This is a genomic window from Metasolibacillus sp. FSL H7-0170, assembly GCF_038593115.1.
Taxonomy (GTDB): domain Bacteria; phylum Bacillota; class Bacilli; order Bacillales_A; family Planococcaceae; genus Metasolibacillus; species Metasolibacillus fluoroglycofenilyticus.
In genome coordinates this window covers 1,649,539-1,667,466 of the sequence record NZ_CP151964.1, presented here as the reverse complement: position 1 = coordinate 1,667,466, position 17,928 = coordinate 1,649,539, and the positions used below count along the sequence as shown (strand labels likewise).

13 protein-coding genes and 2 pseudogenes are annotated in these 17,928 nt (G+C 34.2%); 11 read left to right on the top strand and 4 right to left on the bottom strand.

All coding sequences use genetic code 11. From position 1 onward, the window contains the following. Positions 1 to 142: 142 nt before the first annotated feature. From MHH70_RS07910 to MHH70_RS07865, 10 genes and pseudogenes are all read left to right on the top strand, one after another. Positions 143 to 1,261: a competence protein CoiA family protein gene (locus MHH70_RS07910; protein ID WP_342472994.1), complete on the top strand. Its 1,119-nt coding sequence runs from the start codon at positions 143 to 145 to the stop codon at positions 1,259 to 1,261. 992 nt (positions 1,262 to 2,253) lie between these two features. After that, positions 2,254 to 3,391, top strand: a pseudogene (locus MHH70_RS07905) (IS3 family transposase). A 209-nt stretch (positions 3,392 to 3,600) separates the two neighbouring features. Then, a pseudogene (locus tag MHH70_RS07900) lies at positions 3,601 to 4,177 on the top strand (transposase); the annotation flags it as partial. 272 nt (positions 4,178 to 4,449) lie between these two features. Beyond that, on the top strand, positions 4,450 to 5,310 hold the full coding sequence (locus MHH70_RS07895; RefSeq protein ID WP_342472993.1) for a helix-turn-helix domain-containing protein: 861 nt from the start codon (positions 4,450 to 4,452) through the stop codon (positions 5,308 to 5,310). Between the two features lie 83 nt (positions 5,311 to 5,393). Then, positions 5,394 to 5,525 (top strand): hypothetical protein, encoded by a 132-nt coding sequence (locus MHH70_RS07890; protein ID WP_342472992.1) that lies wholly within the window; start codon positions 5,394 to 5,396, stop codon positions 5,523 to 5,525. Between the two features lie 125 nt (positions 5,526 to 5,650). Continuing rightward, positions 5,651 to 5,782 carry a hypothetical protein gene (locus tag MHH70_RS07885; protein WP_342472992.1) on the top strand — a complete coding sequence of 44 codons (132 nt, stop codon included), beginning with the start codon at positions 5,651 to 5,653 and terminating at the stop codon, positions 5,780 to 5,782. An 89-nt stretch (positions 5,783 to 5,871) separates the two neighbouring features. Next, complete coding sequence (gene lanKC, locus MHH70_RS07880; RefSeq protein WP_342472990.1) at positions 5,872 to 8,511, top strand: class III lanthionine synthetase LanKC; 2,640 nt, start codon at positions 5,872 to 5,874, stop codon at positions 8,509 to 8,511. After that, entirely contained in the window at positions 8,504 to 10,120 is a 1,617-nt protein-coding gene (locus MHH70_RS07875; protein WP_342472989.1) for an ABC transporter ATP-binding protein, read from the top strand. Before lanKC ends, MHH70_RS07875 begins: the two co-directional genes overlap by 8 nt. Positions 10,121 to 10,305: 185 nt before the next feature. Continuing rightward, positions 10,306 to 12,114 carry an oligoendopeptidase F gene (pepF, locus tag MHH70_RS07870; RefSeq protein ID WP_342472988.1) on the top strand — a complete coding sequence of 603 codons (1,809 nt, stop codon included), beginning with the start codon at positions 10,306 to 10,308 and terminating at the stop codon, positions 12,112 to 12,114. A 1,029-nt stretch (positions 12,115 to 13,143) separates the two neighbouring features. Continuing rightward, the gene (locus MHH70_RS07865; protein WP_342472987.1) at positions 13,144 to 13,974 is read left to right on the top strand and encodes an EcsC family protein; all 831 of its coding nucleotides are present in this window, start codon (positions 13,144 to 13,146) and stop codon (positions 13,972 to 13,974) included. 60 nt (positions 13,975 to 14,034) lie between these two features. Here the strand turns inward: MHH70_RS07865 and MHH70_RS07860 are convergent, their stop codons facing one another. The 4 genes from MHH70_RS07860 to MHH70_RS07845 all read right to left on the bottom strand — a co-directional run bounded on the left by MHH70_RS07860 (position 14,035) and on the right by MHH70_RS07845 (position 17,053). After that, positions 14,035 to 14,841, bottom strand: a complete 807-nt coding sequence (locus tag MHH70_RS07860) for a DsbA family protein (protein WP_342472986.1) — start codon at positions 14,839 to 14,841, stop codon at positions 14,035 to 14,037. After that, on the bottom strand, positions 14,838 to 15,236 hold the full coding sequence (locus MHH70_RS07855) for a globin (protein WP_066166165.1): 399 nt from the start codon (positions 15,234 to 15,236) through the stop codon (positions 14,838 to 14,840). The genes MHH70_RS07860 and MHH70_RS07855 overlap by 4 nt, the downstream gene beginning before the upstream one ends. Positions 15,237 to 15,702: 466 nt before the next feature. After that, complete coding sequence (locus MHH70_RS07850; RefSeq protein ID WP_342472985.1) at positions 15,703 to 16,401, bottom strand: lytic transglycosylase domain-containing protein; 699 nt, start codon at positions 16,399 to 16,401, stop codon at positions 15,703 to 15,705. 64 nt (positions 16,402 to 16,465) lie between these two features. Beyond that, complete coding sequence (locus tag MHH70_RS07845) at positions 16,466 to 17,053, bottom strand: CYTH domain-containing protein (protein WP_342472984.1); 588 nt, start codon at positions 17,051 to 17,053, stop codon at positions 16,466 to 16,468. Between the two features lie 397 nt (positions 17,054 to 17,450). Between MHH70_RS07845 and MHH70_RS07840 the strand changes: the two genes are divergently transcribed. Beyond that, the gene (locus MHH70_RS07840) at positions 17,451 to 17,834 is read left to right on the top strand and encodes a hypothetical protein (RefSeq protein ID WP_066166237.1); all 384 of its coding nucleotides are present in this window, start codon (positions 17,451 to 17,453) and stop codon (positions 17,832 to 17,834) included. The last annotated feature ends 94 nt before the right edge of the window (positions 17,835 to 17,928 follow it).

The following is a 17,928-nucleotide window of genomic DNA, read 5'->3' as shown; positions in this document are numbered from 1 at the left end:
TTCGGACGTTTTGTTTATGTTTTATTAAAATATTCACCGTTTAACTTCTTTCAGCAAATTATTTAATCTTTGACTTCCTTAATGGAATATTTGAAAAATCAAATATTTATTTTATAATGGAAGGTGGAAAGGAGGAGAGATTTTGTTAGTTGCTCACAACGAACATGGAGAGCTAATAGTTATTACAGAAGATATATGTTTAAAGCAATTACAGTATTTGCGCCAAACTACCACATTTTATTGTCCACAATGCAAACAGCCTTTACAGTTGAAAATTGGACGAGTTAAAATTCCACATTTTGCCCACAAACGTTTAAATGATTGTGATGCTTCATTTTCAGAGGGAGAATCCCCCATACATTTATTAGGAAAGCAGCAACTATTTTCTTTTTTCCAGAAACGAGTAGAGCATATAGCGCTTGAAAGCTATTTATCCCCATTACAGCAAAGACCTGATTTATTTCTTATACAACAAAACAGACAATATGCGATTGAATTTCAATGTAGTGTTATTCCATCAGAACAAATCGATGAGCGAACAGCTGGTTATGAAAGGTATGGAATAATTCCACTTTGGATTACAAAAACTCCGAATAAACTTCCTACATTTGGCATAAGAAAAATAATATTAAGTCAATTTTATCAACAATTTTTTAAGCGTTATAAAGGACAGCTTTATTTACTCACATATGATGCTGTGCACAGCCGCTTTGTCTATTTTAGCAATTTACAATATGTACAAGGACGTACATGGCTTGCGCATATACAACCTTTACCGTTAGACAAGCAGCACTTTCCTTTTTTTGTCCCTAATTTATTAACAAAGCAACAGATGCGAGAAATGTTAAATTTATATGAGCAGCATAAAATTAATTTTTTTCGAAGGAAGGTCTTCTTTAACCGCAAAGGTTTAAAGGATTTATTTTTACGAGGACTTTATGAGCAACGCCTGCACTTTGAGCAGCTACCAAATTATATTGGCATACCAATAAAAGGGGATGAGGCAATCTCTTTATTTAGTGTTGAATGGCAAAGTCATTTATTTTTCTTTTTGCATATTTTTAAATTACAGCTTGCGCAGCTAAATGAACAAAAAATATATGCTTTTTTAAGATGGGCGAGATTGCCGCAATCTGTGAAGGCATTTTTAGTAGTTGAGCAGTATGTTACTTTTTTGCGTTCAATTGGTGTAGAATCGCTTGCTGATAAAGTAGAAGATACGACGTTATTTCATTGTTTGTTTGGTAAATCCAAAATATAAGAAATAGTGTCGTTGTATATAATGCATGATGAACGACCAACTTCTGAAGTTTTAATAGTTAGCTATTCTGCACATATAATCTGAGTGTTTTTATTAGGGTATGTAATTTATAAAATTTTTGATTGGTAAGAATATGGTCTAAAAATAAATTATAATCAATTAAGTTTCCAGATATGAGTAATAATTAAAGCAAAATTGATTGCATATCATAAGTTAATTGAGAAAATAAAAAAGAATTTTCAATATATTTTTTAGTATATTGACTATTTATTACCACATTTTCAATTAATCATAATTATTTAAGGGTTTTTAAGTTGATTTTAATAAAAATGACAATGTTAAATTAATATATCAATTTCATTATTCAATTTTTAAATAGCTTGGACTGCTCGGTTGTGAAAACTTACGTTTTTAAAAATTTATGCAGTTGCTTGTAATTTGCTTAACAGCGCAATGATACGACTGACTGGTAACTTGCAGGCATTATAAAAACGTTACGAGATTGAAATGCAATTTTGCCTTTTTACCTGTCAGATGACGGACATTATTTAAAAGGATCGTTGACTAAACGTTTTACTAAATCTTTTATCATTGGAATACGTTCGACAATCCGAATAATTAGTGATTGAATCATCGCACCGTAGTTACATTCGTATGGAGTGCCAAGCAATGTTTTTTTTAGAAAAGAGCTGAAAAATCGGTTGTACATCGAAAGTGTCGAAAATCGTATCAAATATCAAATTGGTGTTAAATCTCTATTTATGGTGTTTTTTAGGTGTAGAATAGGCTGATTTGATTTACAATAGTCTTGAGCCATCACTCCATTTAGGTTAGGTTGTTTAGTCGATACCATTATATCGAATTTGGGGAGATACCTCATTTTTATTTATTTGGAACCCTTGATACTGAAGCTGTGGAATGGAGCTAGTATAGATATATGGATATAAGTTGGTTAAGTCTCTATCCTAATAAATAGAGAAGACGTGTTCGGAATGAAACAAAAACGTTATAACCAGGAATTTAAACAAACAATCGTCGAACTATACAGGTCTGGCACATCTGTGAGTAATCTCAGCCGTGAATATGGTGTATCAGAAGTAACAATCTATAAATGGATTAAAGCACATTCCCCGATTGAAAATGGTGGTGGTTTGACATCTGCTGAAATTACGGAAATTCAGAAGGAAAACCTTTGCCTTCAACAGGAGGTAGAAATCCTAAAAAAGGCTATGACCATATTCGTGAAAAAGTAACCGACCAAGAGATTATCGACCATATCGAACAGAAAAAGGAGAGCCATCCGGTTCAAGTCTTGTGTGAAGTACTCGAAGTGCCCAGAAGTACGTATTATCAATCCTTCCATAAAGTGAAATCTTCGTATCAAATTGAGAACGAGGCTATTTTAGAACGCATAAAAATCATTCACGCGGAGAGTAAAGGTCGCTATGGTGCACCTAAAATCCATGAAGTTCTCAAGATGGAAGGCTTCGATGTCAGCTTGAAACGTGTCCAGCGCCTCATGAAAGCAGAAGGAATCCGATCTATTATCACGAAGAAATACCATCCAGCTTCGTCGGCTAGCCAAATAGAAGAACGCGATAATTTATTGGAACAGGATTTTGAAACGACGACAATCAATGAGAAATGGGTTGCGGATATTACGTATATCCACATGCTTAGGAACGGTTGGTGCTATTTAGCTTCCGTCCTTGATCTACATACCAAGAAAATTGTAGGTTACTCCTTTTCCAAGTCCATGACAACCGAGCTTGTCTTACAAGCATTGACGAACGCAATGGATGTCCAGCAGCCTGGGGAGGGGCTGATTCTTCATACCGATTTAGGCAGCCAATATACAAGCGAAGACTTTGAAAAGGCAATAAACACAGCGAGAATCGAACACTCTTTCAGTCGAAAAGGCTGTCCTTATGATAACGTCTGCATTGAGTCCTTTCATGCGACTTTAAAGAAGGAAGAAGTCTATCAAACAACCTATATAGACTTTGAAGCAGCACGATTTGCCCTTTCCAATACATTGAATCATGGTACAACCGGAAACGGATCCATGGGGCAATTAACTACTTAACACCGCAACAATTAGAGAATCAGTGCAGACAGGTGACTGCTTGATCGGAGGAAAACATTAAGACTTCGACTCACCCTACCTACACATTTTTCGGGAACGATATCCATTGGCTGTCCTTCCTGTATCCAGCGAAAGCTGTCAGGTGCGGGCTTCCACTTGACTGGTTTCGCTGGATACAGGACCACCCATGAATGGATGCCGTTTCTGGTAAACGACTTAATATTTTTGTGTCCAGGATATTGACATAGATCCAGTGTTGGCTTATACAATCGCTCCAACAGAGTCTGCTTATAACTGGTAGGATGCTGCTAGAGGAATTAAAAGAGCGTGGAGTAGAAGATGTATTATTATTCATCTCGGATGACTTAAAGGGTATGGCTGACGCTGTTTTTAAAGTCTTTACAAAAGCAAAATACCAAGTATGCCTTGTACAAGTCGGTCGAACTATTGCCCATAAAGTGCGTGTAGAAGATCGCCGAGAAGTTTGTGAAGCTTTTAAATCGATCCACCACGCAAAGGATGATGAAGCAGCTCAACAAGCGCTTTATACGTTCTGTGAAAAATGGGGCAAATCGTATAAAGAAGTAACGCGATCACTACTTGAAAATGCTTATCTACTCACATTTTATCAGTTTCCAAAAGAAATTTGGCGAAGCATTTATTCGACAAATTTTATTGAATCATTTAATAAACAAATCAAGAAATATACAAAATGCAAAGAGCAGTTCCCAAACGAAGAATCGCTGGAACGCTTCTTAGTGACGCAATTTGAAGATTATAACGAACGCTTCGCCACACGTTGTCATATTGGCTTCAACAAGGTCCGTGCAGCGTTAGAGGAAATGTTCGGAAACTTAATTCGCGAGGGGAAATTTTGGCGCGCAATTTTGGTTTTTAGGCAAGGGCGAGCCCTTGCCTAAAACCAAACTCAAACCTCCGAACAAGTCTAATATAATACGAAAGTGACATTCACCTTGAAAAGGATGAAAAATCATTTACACAAAAATATTAACACTCCCTATTTGTATGGAAGTCATAAAGAAAATCAATCAATTGAATAGAATAATGAAAAATAAGTTTTATATTTAGTAAGGGGATTAGAATGACATTTGGAGAAGCGTATAAACTCTTACGTTTAAGTAAGGGGTTTACATTAAAAGAAGCAGCAAAAGACATTATTAGTGTGTCATTTCTTTCTAAATTTGAGAGAAATGAATCTGAGATAACAGTAGCCAATTTATTAGCACTATTAGAACGCTTAAATACTTCTATAGAAGAATTTTTAGCTATGAATGAATATAGCATGCCATTTAAAGAGCTTGTTTCTAAAATAAAAAATGCCTTTGAAAACAATAATATCCAAATGCTGACTAAATTATATAATAAAGAAATAGAAAATTATAATATTAATAATATTCCATTTCATTATTATAATGCGGTTATGATTAAAGGATTAATAATGGGGATTGATTCTACAAAAGCCACTTTAAGTAAAGAAGAGAAAAATGCTATTAACGATTATTTATTTGCCGTAGAGTATATTGGAACATATGAAATTGCATTATTCGGTAATTCCTATCGTTCCCTTGAATATCCTATGATTATGTCAATGACAAAAGAGATAGCTAGAAAGGTTAATTTGGAGCAAAAATCTGAATATTTGCAGAAAGAATACATTCGAATCTTATTAAATACTGCTATTGCAGCATTTGAACATCAACAAAAAAATGATTTTAGTGAGATATTGATGATTTTAAAACACTCGTTAAATGAAGTATCTTTTTATTTCGAAAAGGTAAAGTTTTTATATTTAAAGGGGGTATATGAATTAAAATACGGGGATAAACATAAAGGAAGAAAATTAGTGAATGATTCTTTGAATATAATGGAATTATTGGGGGATGAAAAAATGAAAATAAACCATGAAATCTATCTTCATGAAAAACTAAATTTTCATTTATGATAAAAATACAAAACTGTTCTTATTTGGAATTAAACTTAATGTTAGCAGGCGTCTACTAAATACATATGGAAGGAGGGAAAATTATGTCAATGATTTTAAAATTGCAGGAGCAAGAAATCGAATCAAATTTACTTGAATTAAATTCATGGAGCACTATTAGTAATCACCATTGCGGTGGTGGTGGTGGTGGCGGTGGTCACTTTGAAACAACATAATCAGTACTATTTATCAAAATGATAATAAATCATGAAATCAATTTTCTTTAAAAAACTATTTTTATTTGGATTTAAGCTTAATGTTAGCAGGCGTCTACTAAATACATATGGAAGGAGGGAAAATTATGTCAATGATTTTAAAATTGCAGGAGCAAGAAATCGAATCAAATTTACTTGAATTAAATTCATGGAGCACTATTAGTAATCACCATTGCGGTGGTGGCGGCGGTGGCGGCGGTCACTTTGAAACAACTTAATCGACATTACTATAAAATGATTTAATAAACAAGATGCATCTAACACTTGGTGCATCTTGTTTATAATATGAGGTGGGTGTATTAGTTAAATGAACTTTTTAGAGTCGCTTAATAATCGCTATTTTTATGAAGATGTATCTAAAATAAGTGCAAAAGATGAATACATAAATATCGTGAAAGATATTTTGAAAGATAATGAAGATGAATGGAGAATTAGTAGAAGTAATATATATATAAACCTCCATAATACTCTAGTTAGTTCGTTGCCCAAACAAGGTTGGAAAATTCATATTTCCAGTAATGTTTGTAATGCATATGAAATATTAGGAATTGTCTCTAAGTTGGCAAAAAAAGAGAGATTCAATTTTAAATTTTACATGGATAGTTACATACATCAGATTACTACAGAAAAGCCGTATTCTAGATCACAATCCGGGAAATTCATAACTATTTATCCTGAATCTGAAGAAAATTTTAAGGAACTAATAGAAAAAATCTATCATTTATTAAAAGGGTTTGAAGGCCCTTATATTTTAAGTGATAAAAGGTATAAAGATTGTAAAGTTCTATATTATAGATATGGCGCATTTAAAAGTATTCCTAAAATTGATATAGAAGGAAATCTAAATTTGTATATTCAATCAACTAATGGTGAGTTAATCTTAGACAAAAGATCACCAAAATTTGAATTACCTTCATTTGTTGAGCAACCTTTTTTGGATACTGAAATAATTAATGAAGAGGACAATGCTTTATTTGTAAAGTATAATAATATTAAAGCGTTGAAATTAACAAATAGTGGTGGAGTATATTCTGCCATTTCCAATCTTACTAATAAAGAAGTTATACTTAAAGAGGCAAGGCCAGGAAAAACTATTTCTTTAGATTTTAAATTGGATGCAATAGATTATCGAAGAAATGAAGAAGAAATATTAAAAAGTTTGCAATCTAGTTCTTGTACACCAAAAGTTTTGGAATCATTTTATTGTTGGGAACATTACTTTTTAGTAGTTGAAAAAATCAAAGGGGTTACTTTACGTGAATATGTTAATAAAAATACTCCTTTTATAAACTACAAACCGTCTATGCAACATGTTAATACCTACATTAAAGAAATTTTCATGATATTTCATAATATCTTAGACGTAGTTATAATGTTTCATAAAAAGGGGATTGTTCTAAATGATATATCATTAGATAATTTGATAATAAAAGATGATTTAAAAGTGTTTGTTATAGATTTAGAATCGGCAATAAATATAAAGAAAAATGACAATAATTCAAATGCAATGTCAACAATTAGAGTTAATAGAGATTATATCAATATATTTTCAGGGGATATATATAGTTTAGGAATTCTATTTTCAGATTTGTTTGTTACAAAAGGGAATTTATATAATTTGAGTGAGAAAACTATCTTAAATTTCCTTGAAGAATTATCTATTGATTTTATGCTACCTAATGAAATACTTGATATATTTAAACATCTTACTCAAGATGAAAATATTGATTTAATGGAAATTAAATCAATTATCAATGCACTCCATAATTTCCAAAAAAATCTTAATAGGAAAAAATGCTCATTTATTTCAAATGACCAACTACAAAAAATCATTGAAGCTCATAATAAATTTGCTTTAGATTTTATAAATAAAGATGACTTCTCTACTAAACCATATACTCCTAAGTCACATAATCCTTTCAATATATCTCATGGAATATATAGTTTAGGAATTAAACACCATAGCAATTTAAAGGAGAAAAAAGCTTATTATCAGAAGATGTTTCAAACAGCTTTAAAGAACCCTTTGATTCCACCTGGATTATTTACTGGAATTTCTGGAATTTCACTCAAATTACTTCAATCTGGTTTTGATGAGTTGGCCGAAGAATTACTTGATTCAATTTCTATTGATAATTTTGATAGTCAAGACTATGATTTTTTTAAGGGAAAATCAGGATATGGGATGGTTTTGATTTACTTTGGTAATAAACTGAAAAAGGATATATATATACAAAAGGCTGAAACTTTGGCAACTTCATTATTAGGAATTTTGGATTATTATTCATGTAATCTAGGTACTACTAGAGTTAAGGAAAAGTTTAACATTGGCTTATTTTATGGTTTCTCTGGGGTAGCACAATTTATGTTGGATCTTTATTGCGCTACAGAAAAAGAAATCTACTTTTCTTATGCAGAAAAAGCAATTGAACTAGACCTCTCTTTCAAATCTTTTGATGAAAAGGGGAATTTTGGATTCCCTAGGGATAGTATTAATATAAATACAATACAGCCATATCTTTCAAATGGAACATCAGGCATTGTTGCTGTTTTACTTCGATTGGCATATGTTAGCAATAAAAAAGAGTATTTGGAATTAATAAGTCAGATGTATCCATATCTAGAATACAAATATTTTGTATATCCAGGTTTGTTTAATGGAGGGGCAGGTTTAGCATACACATTACTAGATTTGTATCAATTTTTTGGACAAGATAAATTCAAGGGCATGGCAAAAGAAGTTATAGATGGAATATGTCTTTTTGCAGTTGATATGAATGGGGATTTACTACTCCCTGGTGATTATTTAGAGAAAATCTCGTTAGATTTTGGCGGAGGATCAGCAGGTGTAGTATCTTTATTTAATCGTTATCTCTATAATCATCCAAATGAGATTTTTATAAATGACGGATACTTATTAGCAAAGGAGGAGATTGTGTTTGATTAGAAAATTTTTAACACATAGACCTCTATTGACAGGAATCACAATTCTTCTTTTGAGTGTTTCCACTTTAGATAATATTTTAGTGGCGGAGATTTTCAAACAACTTTATAAAATAGTAGAAACTAAAAATACGGACAATTTATTGAAAATATTTGTCCAACTTGTATTTTTTTATTTAATTACAATGGTAGCAAACTTTTTGTATCAATACTTTCAATCGCGAATTATTGAATCTTTTAATATTGAAGTTCGAAATAATGCTTTTTCAAGATATATAAAAAGTACGTCATCTAATAGTGAGTCTAGTAATATTACATCTCTTTTAACAAATGATTATCGCTATTTTGACCAAAATTATTTACGACTTATCTTTCAGTCAATCCAGTACAGTTTCTATGTTGTTTTTTCATTAATATATGCCTTCACATTGGAATTTAAAATGGCTATTATTTTCGTGATTTTCTCGATTATATCTGCATTATTTCCTAAGTTATTTCAGAAAAGAACACAAATATTATCTAAAGCATGGAGTAATAAAACGGCTATTTATACATCAACTTTAAATGATTATTCGTTAGGGAAGGAAGCAGTAACAAACTACCAATCAGAAAATTTTGTTATAAAGAAGTTAAATTCAGTTTCTGAAAAAATGGAACATAGTTATTGTAAAATGATGATTTGGATGGGTTTTTCCAATGGGACGATAGGATTTGTAGCCACCATTTGCTTTTTGTTTCCTGAATTCATTGGTGTTTATTGGGTTGTAAATGGTAATCTGAATTTTGGTGTTTTACTCGCATTAATGCAAGTGAGTAACACAATTGTCGGTCCTTTTTTAGCTTTTATTAAATCCTATAATACAATTCAGTCATCGAAGCATATTGCAGAAAATTTACTCGTAGATTCAAATGAAATGCCTGCACAACATATAAATACTTGGGACAGTATACAATCTATTCAATTTAATAAAGCAAAAATAGGATATAAAGATATAGAAGTATTGAACGGTGTAGAATTAACTATTAATAAGGGCGATAAAATTTTAATTATTGGTGAATCAGGATCTGGCAAGTCCTCGCTAATTAACGCAATTAAATCACCTAATATACTTATGGCTGGAGAAATTTTAGTAAACGGTGTTAATCGTGATGAAATTGACGATTCACAGTTATTATCCCATATTTCTTTTATTCAACAAAGAATCCATATGTTTAACGACAGTATTAAAAATAATATTCTACTTGGATATGGTGTAACACCAAACATGCTAGAAAATATACTTGAACAAACTTCTTTAAAGGAATTTGTAAAAGAAAAAGGCATAGATTTCTCTGTTGGGGAAAATGGCAATAGAATTTCAGGGGGACAGCGACAAAGAATTGAAATTGCACGTGCATTGTTAAGGGAAAAGGATTTTCTGTTTGTTGATGAGGCAACATCAAATTTGGATAAGAGAAGTGCAGAGGCACTTCGAGAGATATATCTGAATTTACCCTGTGCTGTTGTAGAAATTGCTCATTATATTGATGAAAAATTTGAAAAGAGATACAATAAAGTTTTAAAAATAACAGATAAAGAGTTGGTAGAGATAGCGAGTTCTAGATTGGTATAGGCGATGATTTATTTACAAAATTATCATGTTATTTTAATATTGATAATTTAAACTATTTCTTAAGTTAACGATTAAAGAAATTTTTTAGGGATAACGACTTGTTAGGCTATAATTAATTGCATTTTCTGAAAAGAATTGAGAAAATAAAAGGGTATTTCGTAATATAATTTTTGGAGGCATTTATAATGGCAAAACAAGTGTTAACACGTGAAGAAATTCCTGTAGAATTAACTTGGGATTTGACATCTATTTTCCCAACAGATGAAGCATGGGAGCAAGAGTTTGCAGAAATTCAGGGTTTATTAGAGCAAGCTGAAGATTATAAAGGAAAAGTAGCGACAGGAGCACAGGGATTATTGGATACGTTGCAATTTAGCGATTTAGTTAATCAACGATTTGGTAAACTGTACGTATACAGTCACTTAAAGCATGATCAAGATACAGTAAATAGTAAATATCAAGCCATGGATAGTCGAGTAAAATCTCTCCAAGCGAAATTAGATGCGGTACTTTCTTTTGTTACGCCTGAAATTTTAGCTTTAGATGAAGCGACAATTGCCGCGTATGTTGCACAGTACGATGAGTTAAAATTATATGAGCAAAGCTTAAAAGAATTAAATTTAGGCCGTCCCCATATTTTATCTGCTGAAAAGGAAGAGCTACTTGCACAATTGTCTGAAGTTTCAAACGCGTCAGGTGAGACATTCGGTGCATTAAACAATGCAGATATCGAGTTCCCGAAAGTGAAAAATGATGATGGTGAAGAAGTGCCATTAACACATGGCTCTTATATTTCATTTTTAGAGAGCGATAAACGTGAAGTTCGTGAAGGTGCATTTAAAGCAATGTACAGCACATACGGTAAATTCCGCAACACATTTGCGTCGACATTAGCAGGGAATGTAAAAGCGCAAAATGCCAATGCAAAAGTGCGTAATTATCAATCAGCTCGCCATGCAGCAATGAGCAATAATTTTATTCCAGAGAAAGTATACGACCAACTTATTTCAACAATCCATGACCACTTACCGTTGCTTCATCGCTATGTAGCTTTACGTAAAAAGGTGCTTGGTCTAGAAGAGCTGCATATGTATGATTTATTCACACCGCTTGTGAAGGAAGCGAAAATGGATATGCCATACGATAAAGCGAAGGAGCTCATGGTGAAAAGCTTTGCACCACTTGGCGAAGAATATCAGGAAATTGTACAAAAAGGTTTAGATAGCCGTTGGGTAGATGTTCTTGAAAATAAAGGAAAGCGCAGTGGTGCTTATTCATCAGGCACATTCGGCACGAATCCTTATGTTTTAATGAACTGGCAAAATAATATGGATAATTTATTTACATTAGCACATGAATTTGGCCATAGCTTACATAGCTATTATTCACGTGCTAACCAACCTTACCCATACGCGAGCTACTCTATTTTCGTAGCGGAGGTTGCTTCAACATGTAATGAAGAATTATTATTTGATTACTTATTAAATACGCTAGAGGACCCACAGCAAAAGATTTATTTATTAAATCACTGGTTAGATGGGTTCCGCGGCACTGTTTTCCGTCAAACAATGTTTGCGGAGTTTGAGCACATTATTCATGAAATGGATCAAAATGGTGAAGCGTTAACAGCAGAGAAGCTAACAGAAATTTACTATAACTTAAACAAGCAATATTTTGGTGATGCGATGGTAGTGGATGAGGAAATCGGTTTAGAGTGGGCACGTATCCCACACTTCTACTACAACTATTATGTGTATCAATATGCGACAGGTCAAAGTGCTGCAACAGCATTAAGCAAGCAAATTTTAGAGGAAGGTCAACCGGCGGTAGAGCGTTATATTAATAACTTCTTAAAAGCAGGTTGCTCAAACTTCCCAATCGAAGTATTAAAGGCAGCAGGTGTGGATATGGAATCACCAGCTCCAATTGCAGAAGCATGTAAAGTGTTTGAAGAAAAATTAAACGAGCTTGAAAAATTGCTTTTAGCAAACTAATTTGAAAAGGGATGTTGGGGAAGTGAAAAGCTACCCAACATCCTTTTTTATTTTTGAATCGAGAGAAGTGAAGTAGTTCACGAGCAAAATCGATAAATCATTATTTAGGTCTGTATTATACATAAAATTTCAGAGGTAGTCCCAAGGAAAAATCTGAAAGATGCATAGTTTTAATTTAAGAGAGAGATTTTTAGGTTGAAAAGTAGTAATTTGTGCTCCTGCGGTGGCTGTGCCATCCTCGTCGCAAGGAAATATCTGAAAGGTGCATAGTTTAATTTAAGAGGTGAACTTTTAGAGTAAAAAGTAGTGATTTGTGCTCCTGCGGTGGCTATGCCATCCTCGTCGCAAGGAAAAATCTGAAAGGTGCATAATTTAATTTAAGAGGTGAACTTTTAGAGTAAAAAGTAGTGATTTGTGCTCCTGCGGTGGCTAAGCCATCCTCGTCGCAAGGAAATATCTGAAAGGTGCATAGTTTAATTTAAGAGGTGAACTTTTAGAGTAAAAAGTAGTGATTTGTGCTCCTGCGGTGGCTATGCCATCCTCGTCGCAAGGAAATATCTGAAAGGTGCATAGTTTAATTTAAGAGGTGAACTTTTAGAGTAAAAAGTAGTGATTTGTGCTCCTGCGGTGGCTATGCCATCCTCGTCGCAAGGAAAAATCTGAAAGTCCCTTTCAGATTTTTCCTTGCAACCGCTTACTATATGACGAATTTGTGAAACAAGTTGTAAAGCGTTGCAACGGCTGTTGTTCCGTGATAAAGTAATACATGTGAAATACATCACATAACAAACATACACCCCTTTGTTTGAACGTGAACATTTCTCCCATCCCCTTTTGTGTAAGAGGCGTCCTATTGTCGAGAGTAGGGCGCCTCTTTTGTTTTTGATACCACCACTCTATATTTAGCTCCCATCTGATTAAATTATTTTGAATATACGCAATCCTCTAGCTGAATGAAACTTTCCTTTGATTTTTACGTATATGAATCTAAGGCTTGTTAATGATTTGAAATCGGAGGAGTGGGAAGAGATGGAGGATCGAGCGCAATTACAACAATATTTACAGGATATAGAGAGATGGGAGAGAGAGCAACAAGGGCTTTGGTTTTGGGAGAAGTTAGGGAGACTCCCATTTGTATTACTTGATAAATTAACACCTTCATTTATACAAAAGAAGATTGCTTTATTAATGGATGAGCTGGCGAGTTATATTCAGTCTGGTGGTAAATATTTAATTAATGAAGAGGCAATGGTTGCGAAGATTAGACATTATTCATCGCATTGGACTATTCAGGATGTTCGGGATATTGGGCAAATTCCGTTGCAAGATATGATTGCATTGAGTGAGCAGTTGCAAAAAGAGCGCGTGAAATTAGCTACTTTGCAAGGGGCTTCTACAGGTATTGGCGGCATTTTTACGTTAGCCATTGATATTCCGTTTATTTTAGGTGTTGCGCTGAAAACATTGCAGGAAATCGCTATTATTCATGGTTATCATCCACATGATAAAATGGAGCGGATATTTATAATAAAATGCTTGCAGTTTGCTAGTGCTGATATTGTTGGTAAAGAGGCAATTTTAAAGGATATTTCCTCCATGCATAGTATGCAGCATGTGTCTGAAGATATGATAGCTCAATTGCAAGGGTGGCAAGAGGTTTTCCATACTTATCGTGACCATTTTGGGTGGAAAAAGCTATTTCAGATGATTCCGATTGTCGGGATTATTTTTGGTGCATATGCTAATAAAGGGATGATGCAGGATATTGCAGAAGTAGGAAATATGCTGTATAGAAAACGAAGAATTTATGAAAAGCTAAAGGAAGTAACAAATAAGGCTGACGGGGAAGGGGCTGTCTGAGAAAAGGTTATTCCTATCTCATCAGCGTCATTTCCTGTCAGCCAATATGGGTTAGATATTTCATTTTTGACGCCATAATGCAATGTCGTCTTTCATTAATCGTTCGATTTTTTGTTGTAGCATACGTTTCTTTAATTCTCGTTCTGCAACCGATTCTGCAATTTGATAAATTGCAGCAACTTCGGCTGTTGTAAGTGTTTGAAAACGAATGAATAATTCATCTAATGAAGGAAGAGGCTGACGTACAAGCTGTTCTTGAATCATTTCCTGTAAAATATGCTCGTATACCTCGTAGTTATATAAACCACTTACCTTTAATCCCTCATCCTCAACATTTTCATTGAAAAAGACGATACTTGGAACTTCATCAACTTCCATTTCACGCGTAATGTATAAATCACATTGGAATGCGTGAGCTGCTTCCTTTGAGCCAAAATCAACAGTAAATTCATTCATATCTAATTGCACTTCAAATGCAATTTCTGTAAGTGCTGCATGTGACAAAATATTTTTTGATTGTAATGCAGCGTGCTCCTGTAATTTTGACAAATAGCGCGAGCCAGCTCGCTTGCCTTGCAACTCAGCTGCTTTAATTGCAATTGAAGGTAATGCAGGGTGCGTAATATCTAGTTCATCGCCTGATAAACAACCTTTAATGCGATTGCTTAAGCAGTTCAATGACGTTAATTCAGTGCTTAATACATAACGCCAAGAAAAATAATGCTCGTACTCTAATTGAAGCTTACGCAGCATCGATTGCATAGTGAAGGAGTTTGAACACAGCGGGTCGATGAAAATATACAGTTCTACTGGTTTATTCGTCGGTAAGGAGGCAGTAGGCTGTGATATCATCTGAATATTATTCACTCCATTTCCTCCTCTTCGTTTGGTGAATTGACCATATGATGAGCAGTCAGCACAAGACGTTGATAATAAGTGTCACGGAATTTTCCGTCCAAGCCTACTTCATCCATTGCCTCTGCCATGCATTCAAGCCAAGCTTGTGCTCTATCTGGCGTAATTTTAAAAGGGATATGTCTAGCTCGCATCATTGGATGACCATGTTCTTCGGTGTATAGGCTAGGTCCACCTAAGTACTGTGTTTGAAATTGAATTTGCTTACGAATTGTGTCCGTTAAATCTTCAGGAAAAATAGGGATAAGCTTAGGATGTTTTGCTACGCGAGCATAAAAAGCATGAATTAGTTCAGCCAGTTTTTCAGCACCAAGTTCCTCGTAAGGAATCGTATACTTTCGATTCATAGGTGATACTCCTTTATACTTGCAATTACATTTTCTATAATCAATTACACCTTGGCATAATTGCGCCAAGATTTTTTCGAGCTGTTTGATGGAAGTGAACCTGAAAACGTCACGTCCTGTGACAATGGTTAACTGACCTGTATCACGCAGGCCTCTCTTCAAATTCCGTGACATCCGTCGTAGCTTAGGCCAACACGATGTTGGTCACTCAGTCGTTGTCGCAGGATGCGGTGTTCTTAGACTGTGTTCCCCTTCATCAGCGGGTGTTTGAGCCTCCGCCGAAATGAGTCTAATGCTTGCATTCATCTAGTCATAGTAAACACGTGCTCCTGCGGTTACTCGTTGCAAAAAAATTGTTGAAAGAAGTTAAAGTGTTTTTTATTATTACATTATACTCATAATAACAACGTCTATCTGTTTTCTCAAACAAAGCGCTCTTTAACAATTTTAGGGAAAAGAAAAAGCGTTACGTATTATAATAATTTAAAACCTTTTGAACATAGTTTTGTGTTTCTTTAAATGGCGGAATGCCGTTATATTTTTTCACATTGCCAGGTCCCGCATTGTAGGCGGCTAACGCTGTTTCAAGGTTTTGTCCGAATTGATTGAGCATTTGACGTAAATATTTTGCACCACCCATTATATTTTGCTCGTTGTCAGTAGGGTTTTGTACACCTAAATATTTTGCTGTACTTGGCATTAATTGCATTAAGCCGACAGCCCCTGCTGTACTAATTACCTCAGGGTTAAAATTGGATTCTTGCTTCATCACTGCGGCAATTAGTTTTTCGGGTAAGTCATATGTTGCTGCAGCTTTGGCAATGCTATCTCTGTAATGGTTTGCCCCTGCTAACACATTGTTGAAAGCCTCTTGTCCCGTGTAATCTTTAATGTATTGCTCAATTGGCGAGCTAGTCATAGCCCCTTCGTATAAAAAGGCATCTAAATATTTTGTTTGAGATACTGACCCATTACTTGTTTGCATTAGTGTATGCTCAGTTCCTAAAATTTCTGTCAATCCAGTAATAGAATTTGTTTGCTGTGATTGTAAAATATCACCTAGCAATTCATTAAATAAGGCATTGTTGGAATCACTTAGTGTAGTGTTACCAACCGATTGCATTGCTTGTATTTCCATTAATGTTTTCATTGCTCGAATATCCATCGTTATGCTCCTTCTTTCCTTCTTCGCATTTACGCCCTCTGTCGGCCTACTTAAATTTCGTAATCTAGTTGTTTTTATCCGCCAATGCCGCTGCGAAACGGGCAATTTTTTTATCTGCATGTGCAATTGGAATATTATAGTTTGTTAAAAATTGTTGGAAAACAGTACGTCCAACGGTTTCATCTTGTGCTTCATATTCTACCTCATAATCCTCGCGCTGCAAATAAAAAGAATGATCTAGTACGAGCAATCCTCCTTTGTAGGGAATTTCTACACGCTCTGTTGCGAGTGTGCCGAACAATATAAGCTGTTCAAAGGCAATACCGCGTTCCTGTAATCTCGCAATAACAGTAGGCGCTGTGAATGTGCTGCCCTGTAAAATTCGGCTCGCTTCTTCCTCTGTTAAAATATCTGTTGTTTCGATATATGTATGCTCAGTAGCTTTTTCTTTTAATGTACATTCAATTTTATTCGGTAATATGCGAATTCGCAATCCGCTGTCAATCGCCTTTAATTGAAAATCCGCTGTGTCGAAATAATGATTTTCCTGGCGCACAGCTTCTCCCTCTTGAATGTCGAATATCGTCAGTAGTTCGTCGTATTTTGTTTTCGACAGCATATTTTTAAATTCGATTTCAATTTCATGATTCATTATAATTCTCCTTTTTTCGTCATTTTTTAGGAAGATTAAGAAGTAATTATTTGCAAATTTAATATAAGTATAAAGTTAATCATATCTGCAAATTATGGAAGTATTGAGTGTTTTTTAATCTCTACTAACGGGTAATTTACTAGCCGATTGGAATGGAAAAAGCGCTCCTTCAAAGAGAAAAGTGTGGGGGCAAACGTAGTAACACGAAAGAAATTAATTGTAACCCACACCCGGCGCATAGCGCTAACTATAATGGAAATCGTCGATTTAATAAATAATAATTGGTTCATTACCGCACTTAAAAGTTCATCATATTGTTTAATAAAAACCACACTGCATCCCCCTTCATCGTATGGTAAAATAGGGAGAGAATGAATGGAAGGGAAGTACGAAAAAAGTGCGTAAAGTATATACAATTCAAAAATTCGAACAAATACATAATGATTTTTATTTTAGTTTACACGATAGTGAGCAGGACATTCAAATTCAACCGACAGGGCAAGTGATTGTCGATTCAGATAATATGGCATTTATTTATATTGTAGAGGATGAGGGGACGTATAGTTATTTAAGCTTCCCTCAAACGACGTGGCCAGCGTTAGTGCAAATTGTCGAAAAGAAGCGCGATCCATTTTTAACGCCTGACTTAGCACTCTCTAATTTTGCAGAGGAGCTTGAGTATTTATTATGGAATATTCAAGATAATGAAAATTACGGTAAGGCATTTGTTGAGGCTGTGGAGGCACAATTTACAAGTATTTATTTAGAATCAACAGATTAATTTTGTGATTAGTTTCTTTTAGCAACAGGTGTGTTGATTATGTAAATAATGCATATTAATTAGCGTATTTTATAGGGGAAATGCTTTTTTCATA

What these genes read in the sequence shown, in the direction of transcription:
- MHH70_RS07895 (WP_342472993.1), top strand. Translation starts at nt 4,450, where the DNA reads ATGACATTTGGAGAAGCGTATAAACTCTTACGTTTAAGTAAGGGGTTT.
- MHH70_RS07890 (WP_342472992.1), top strand. Translation starts at nt 5,394, where the DNA reads ATGTCAATGATTTTAAAATTGCAGGAGCAAGAAATCGAATCAAATTTA.
- MHH70_RS07885 (WP_342472992.1), top strand. Translation starts at nt 5,651, where the DNA reads ATGTCAATGATTTTAAAATTGCAGGAGCAAGAAATCGAATCAAATTTA.
- lanKC (WP_342472990.1), top strand. Translation starts at nt 5,872, where the DNA reads ATGAACTTTTTAGAGTCGCTTAATAATCGCTATTTTTATGAAGATGTA.
- pepF (WP_342472988.1), top strand. Translation starts at nt 10,306, where the DNA reads ATGGCAAAACAAGTGTTAACACGTGAAGAAATTCCTGTAGAATTAACT.
- MHH70_RS07865 (WP_342472987.1), top strand. Translation starts at nt 13,144, where the DNA reads ATGGAGGATCGAGCGCAATTACAACAATATTTACAGGATATAGAGAGA.
- MHH70_RS07855 (WP_066166165.1), bottom strand. Translation starts at nt 15,236, where the DNA reads ATGAATCGAAAGTATACGATTCCTTACGAGGAACTTGGTGCTGAAAAA.
- MHH70_RS07850 (WP_342472985.1), bottom strand. Translation starts at nt 16,401, where the DNA reads ATGGATATTCGAGCAATGAAAACATTAATGGAAATACAAGCAATGCAA.
- MHH70_RS07845 (WP_342472984.1), bottom strand. Translation starts at nt 17,053, where the DNA reads ATGAATCATGAAATTGAAATCGAATTTAAAAATATGCTGTCGAAAACA.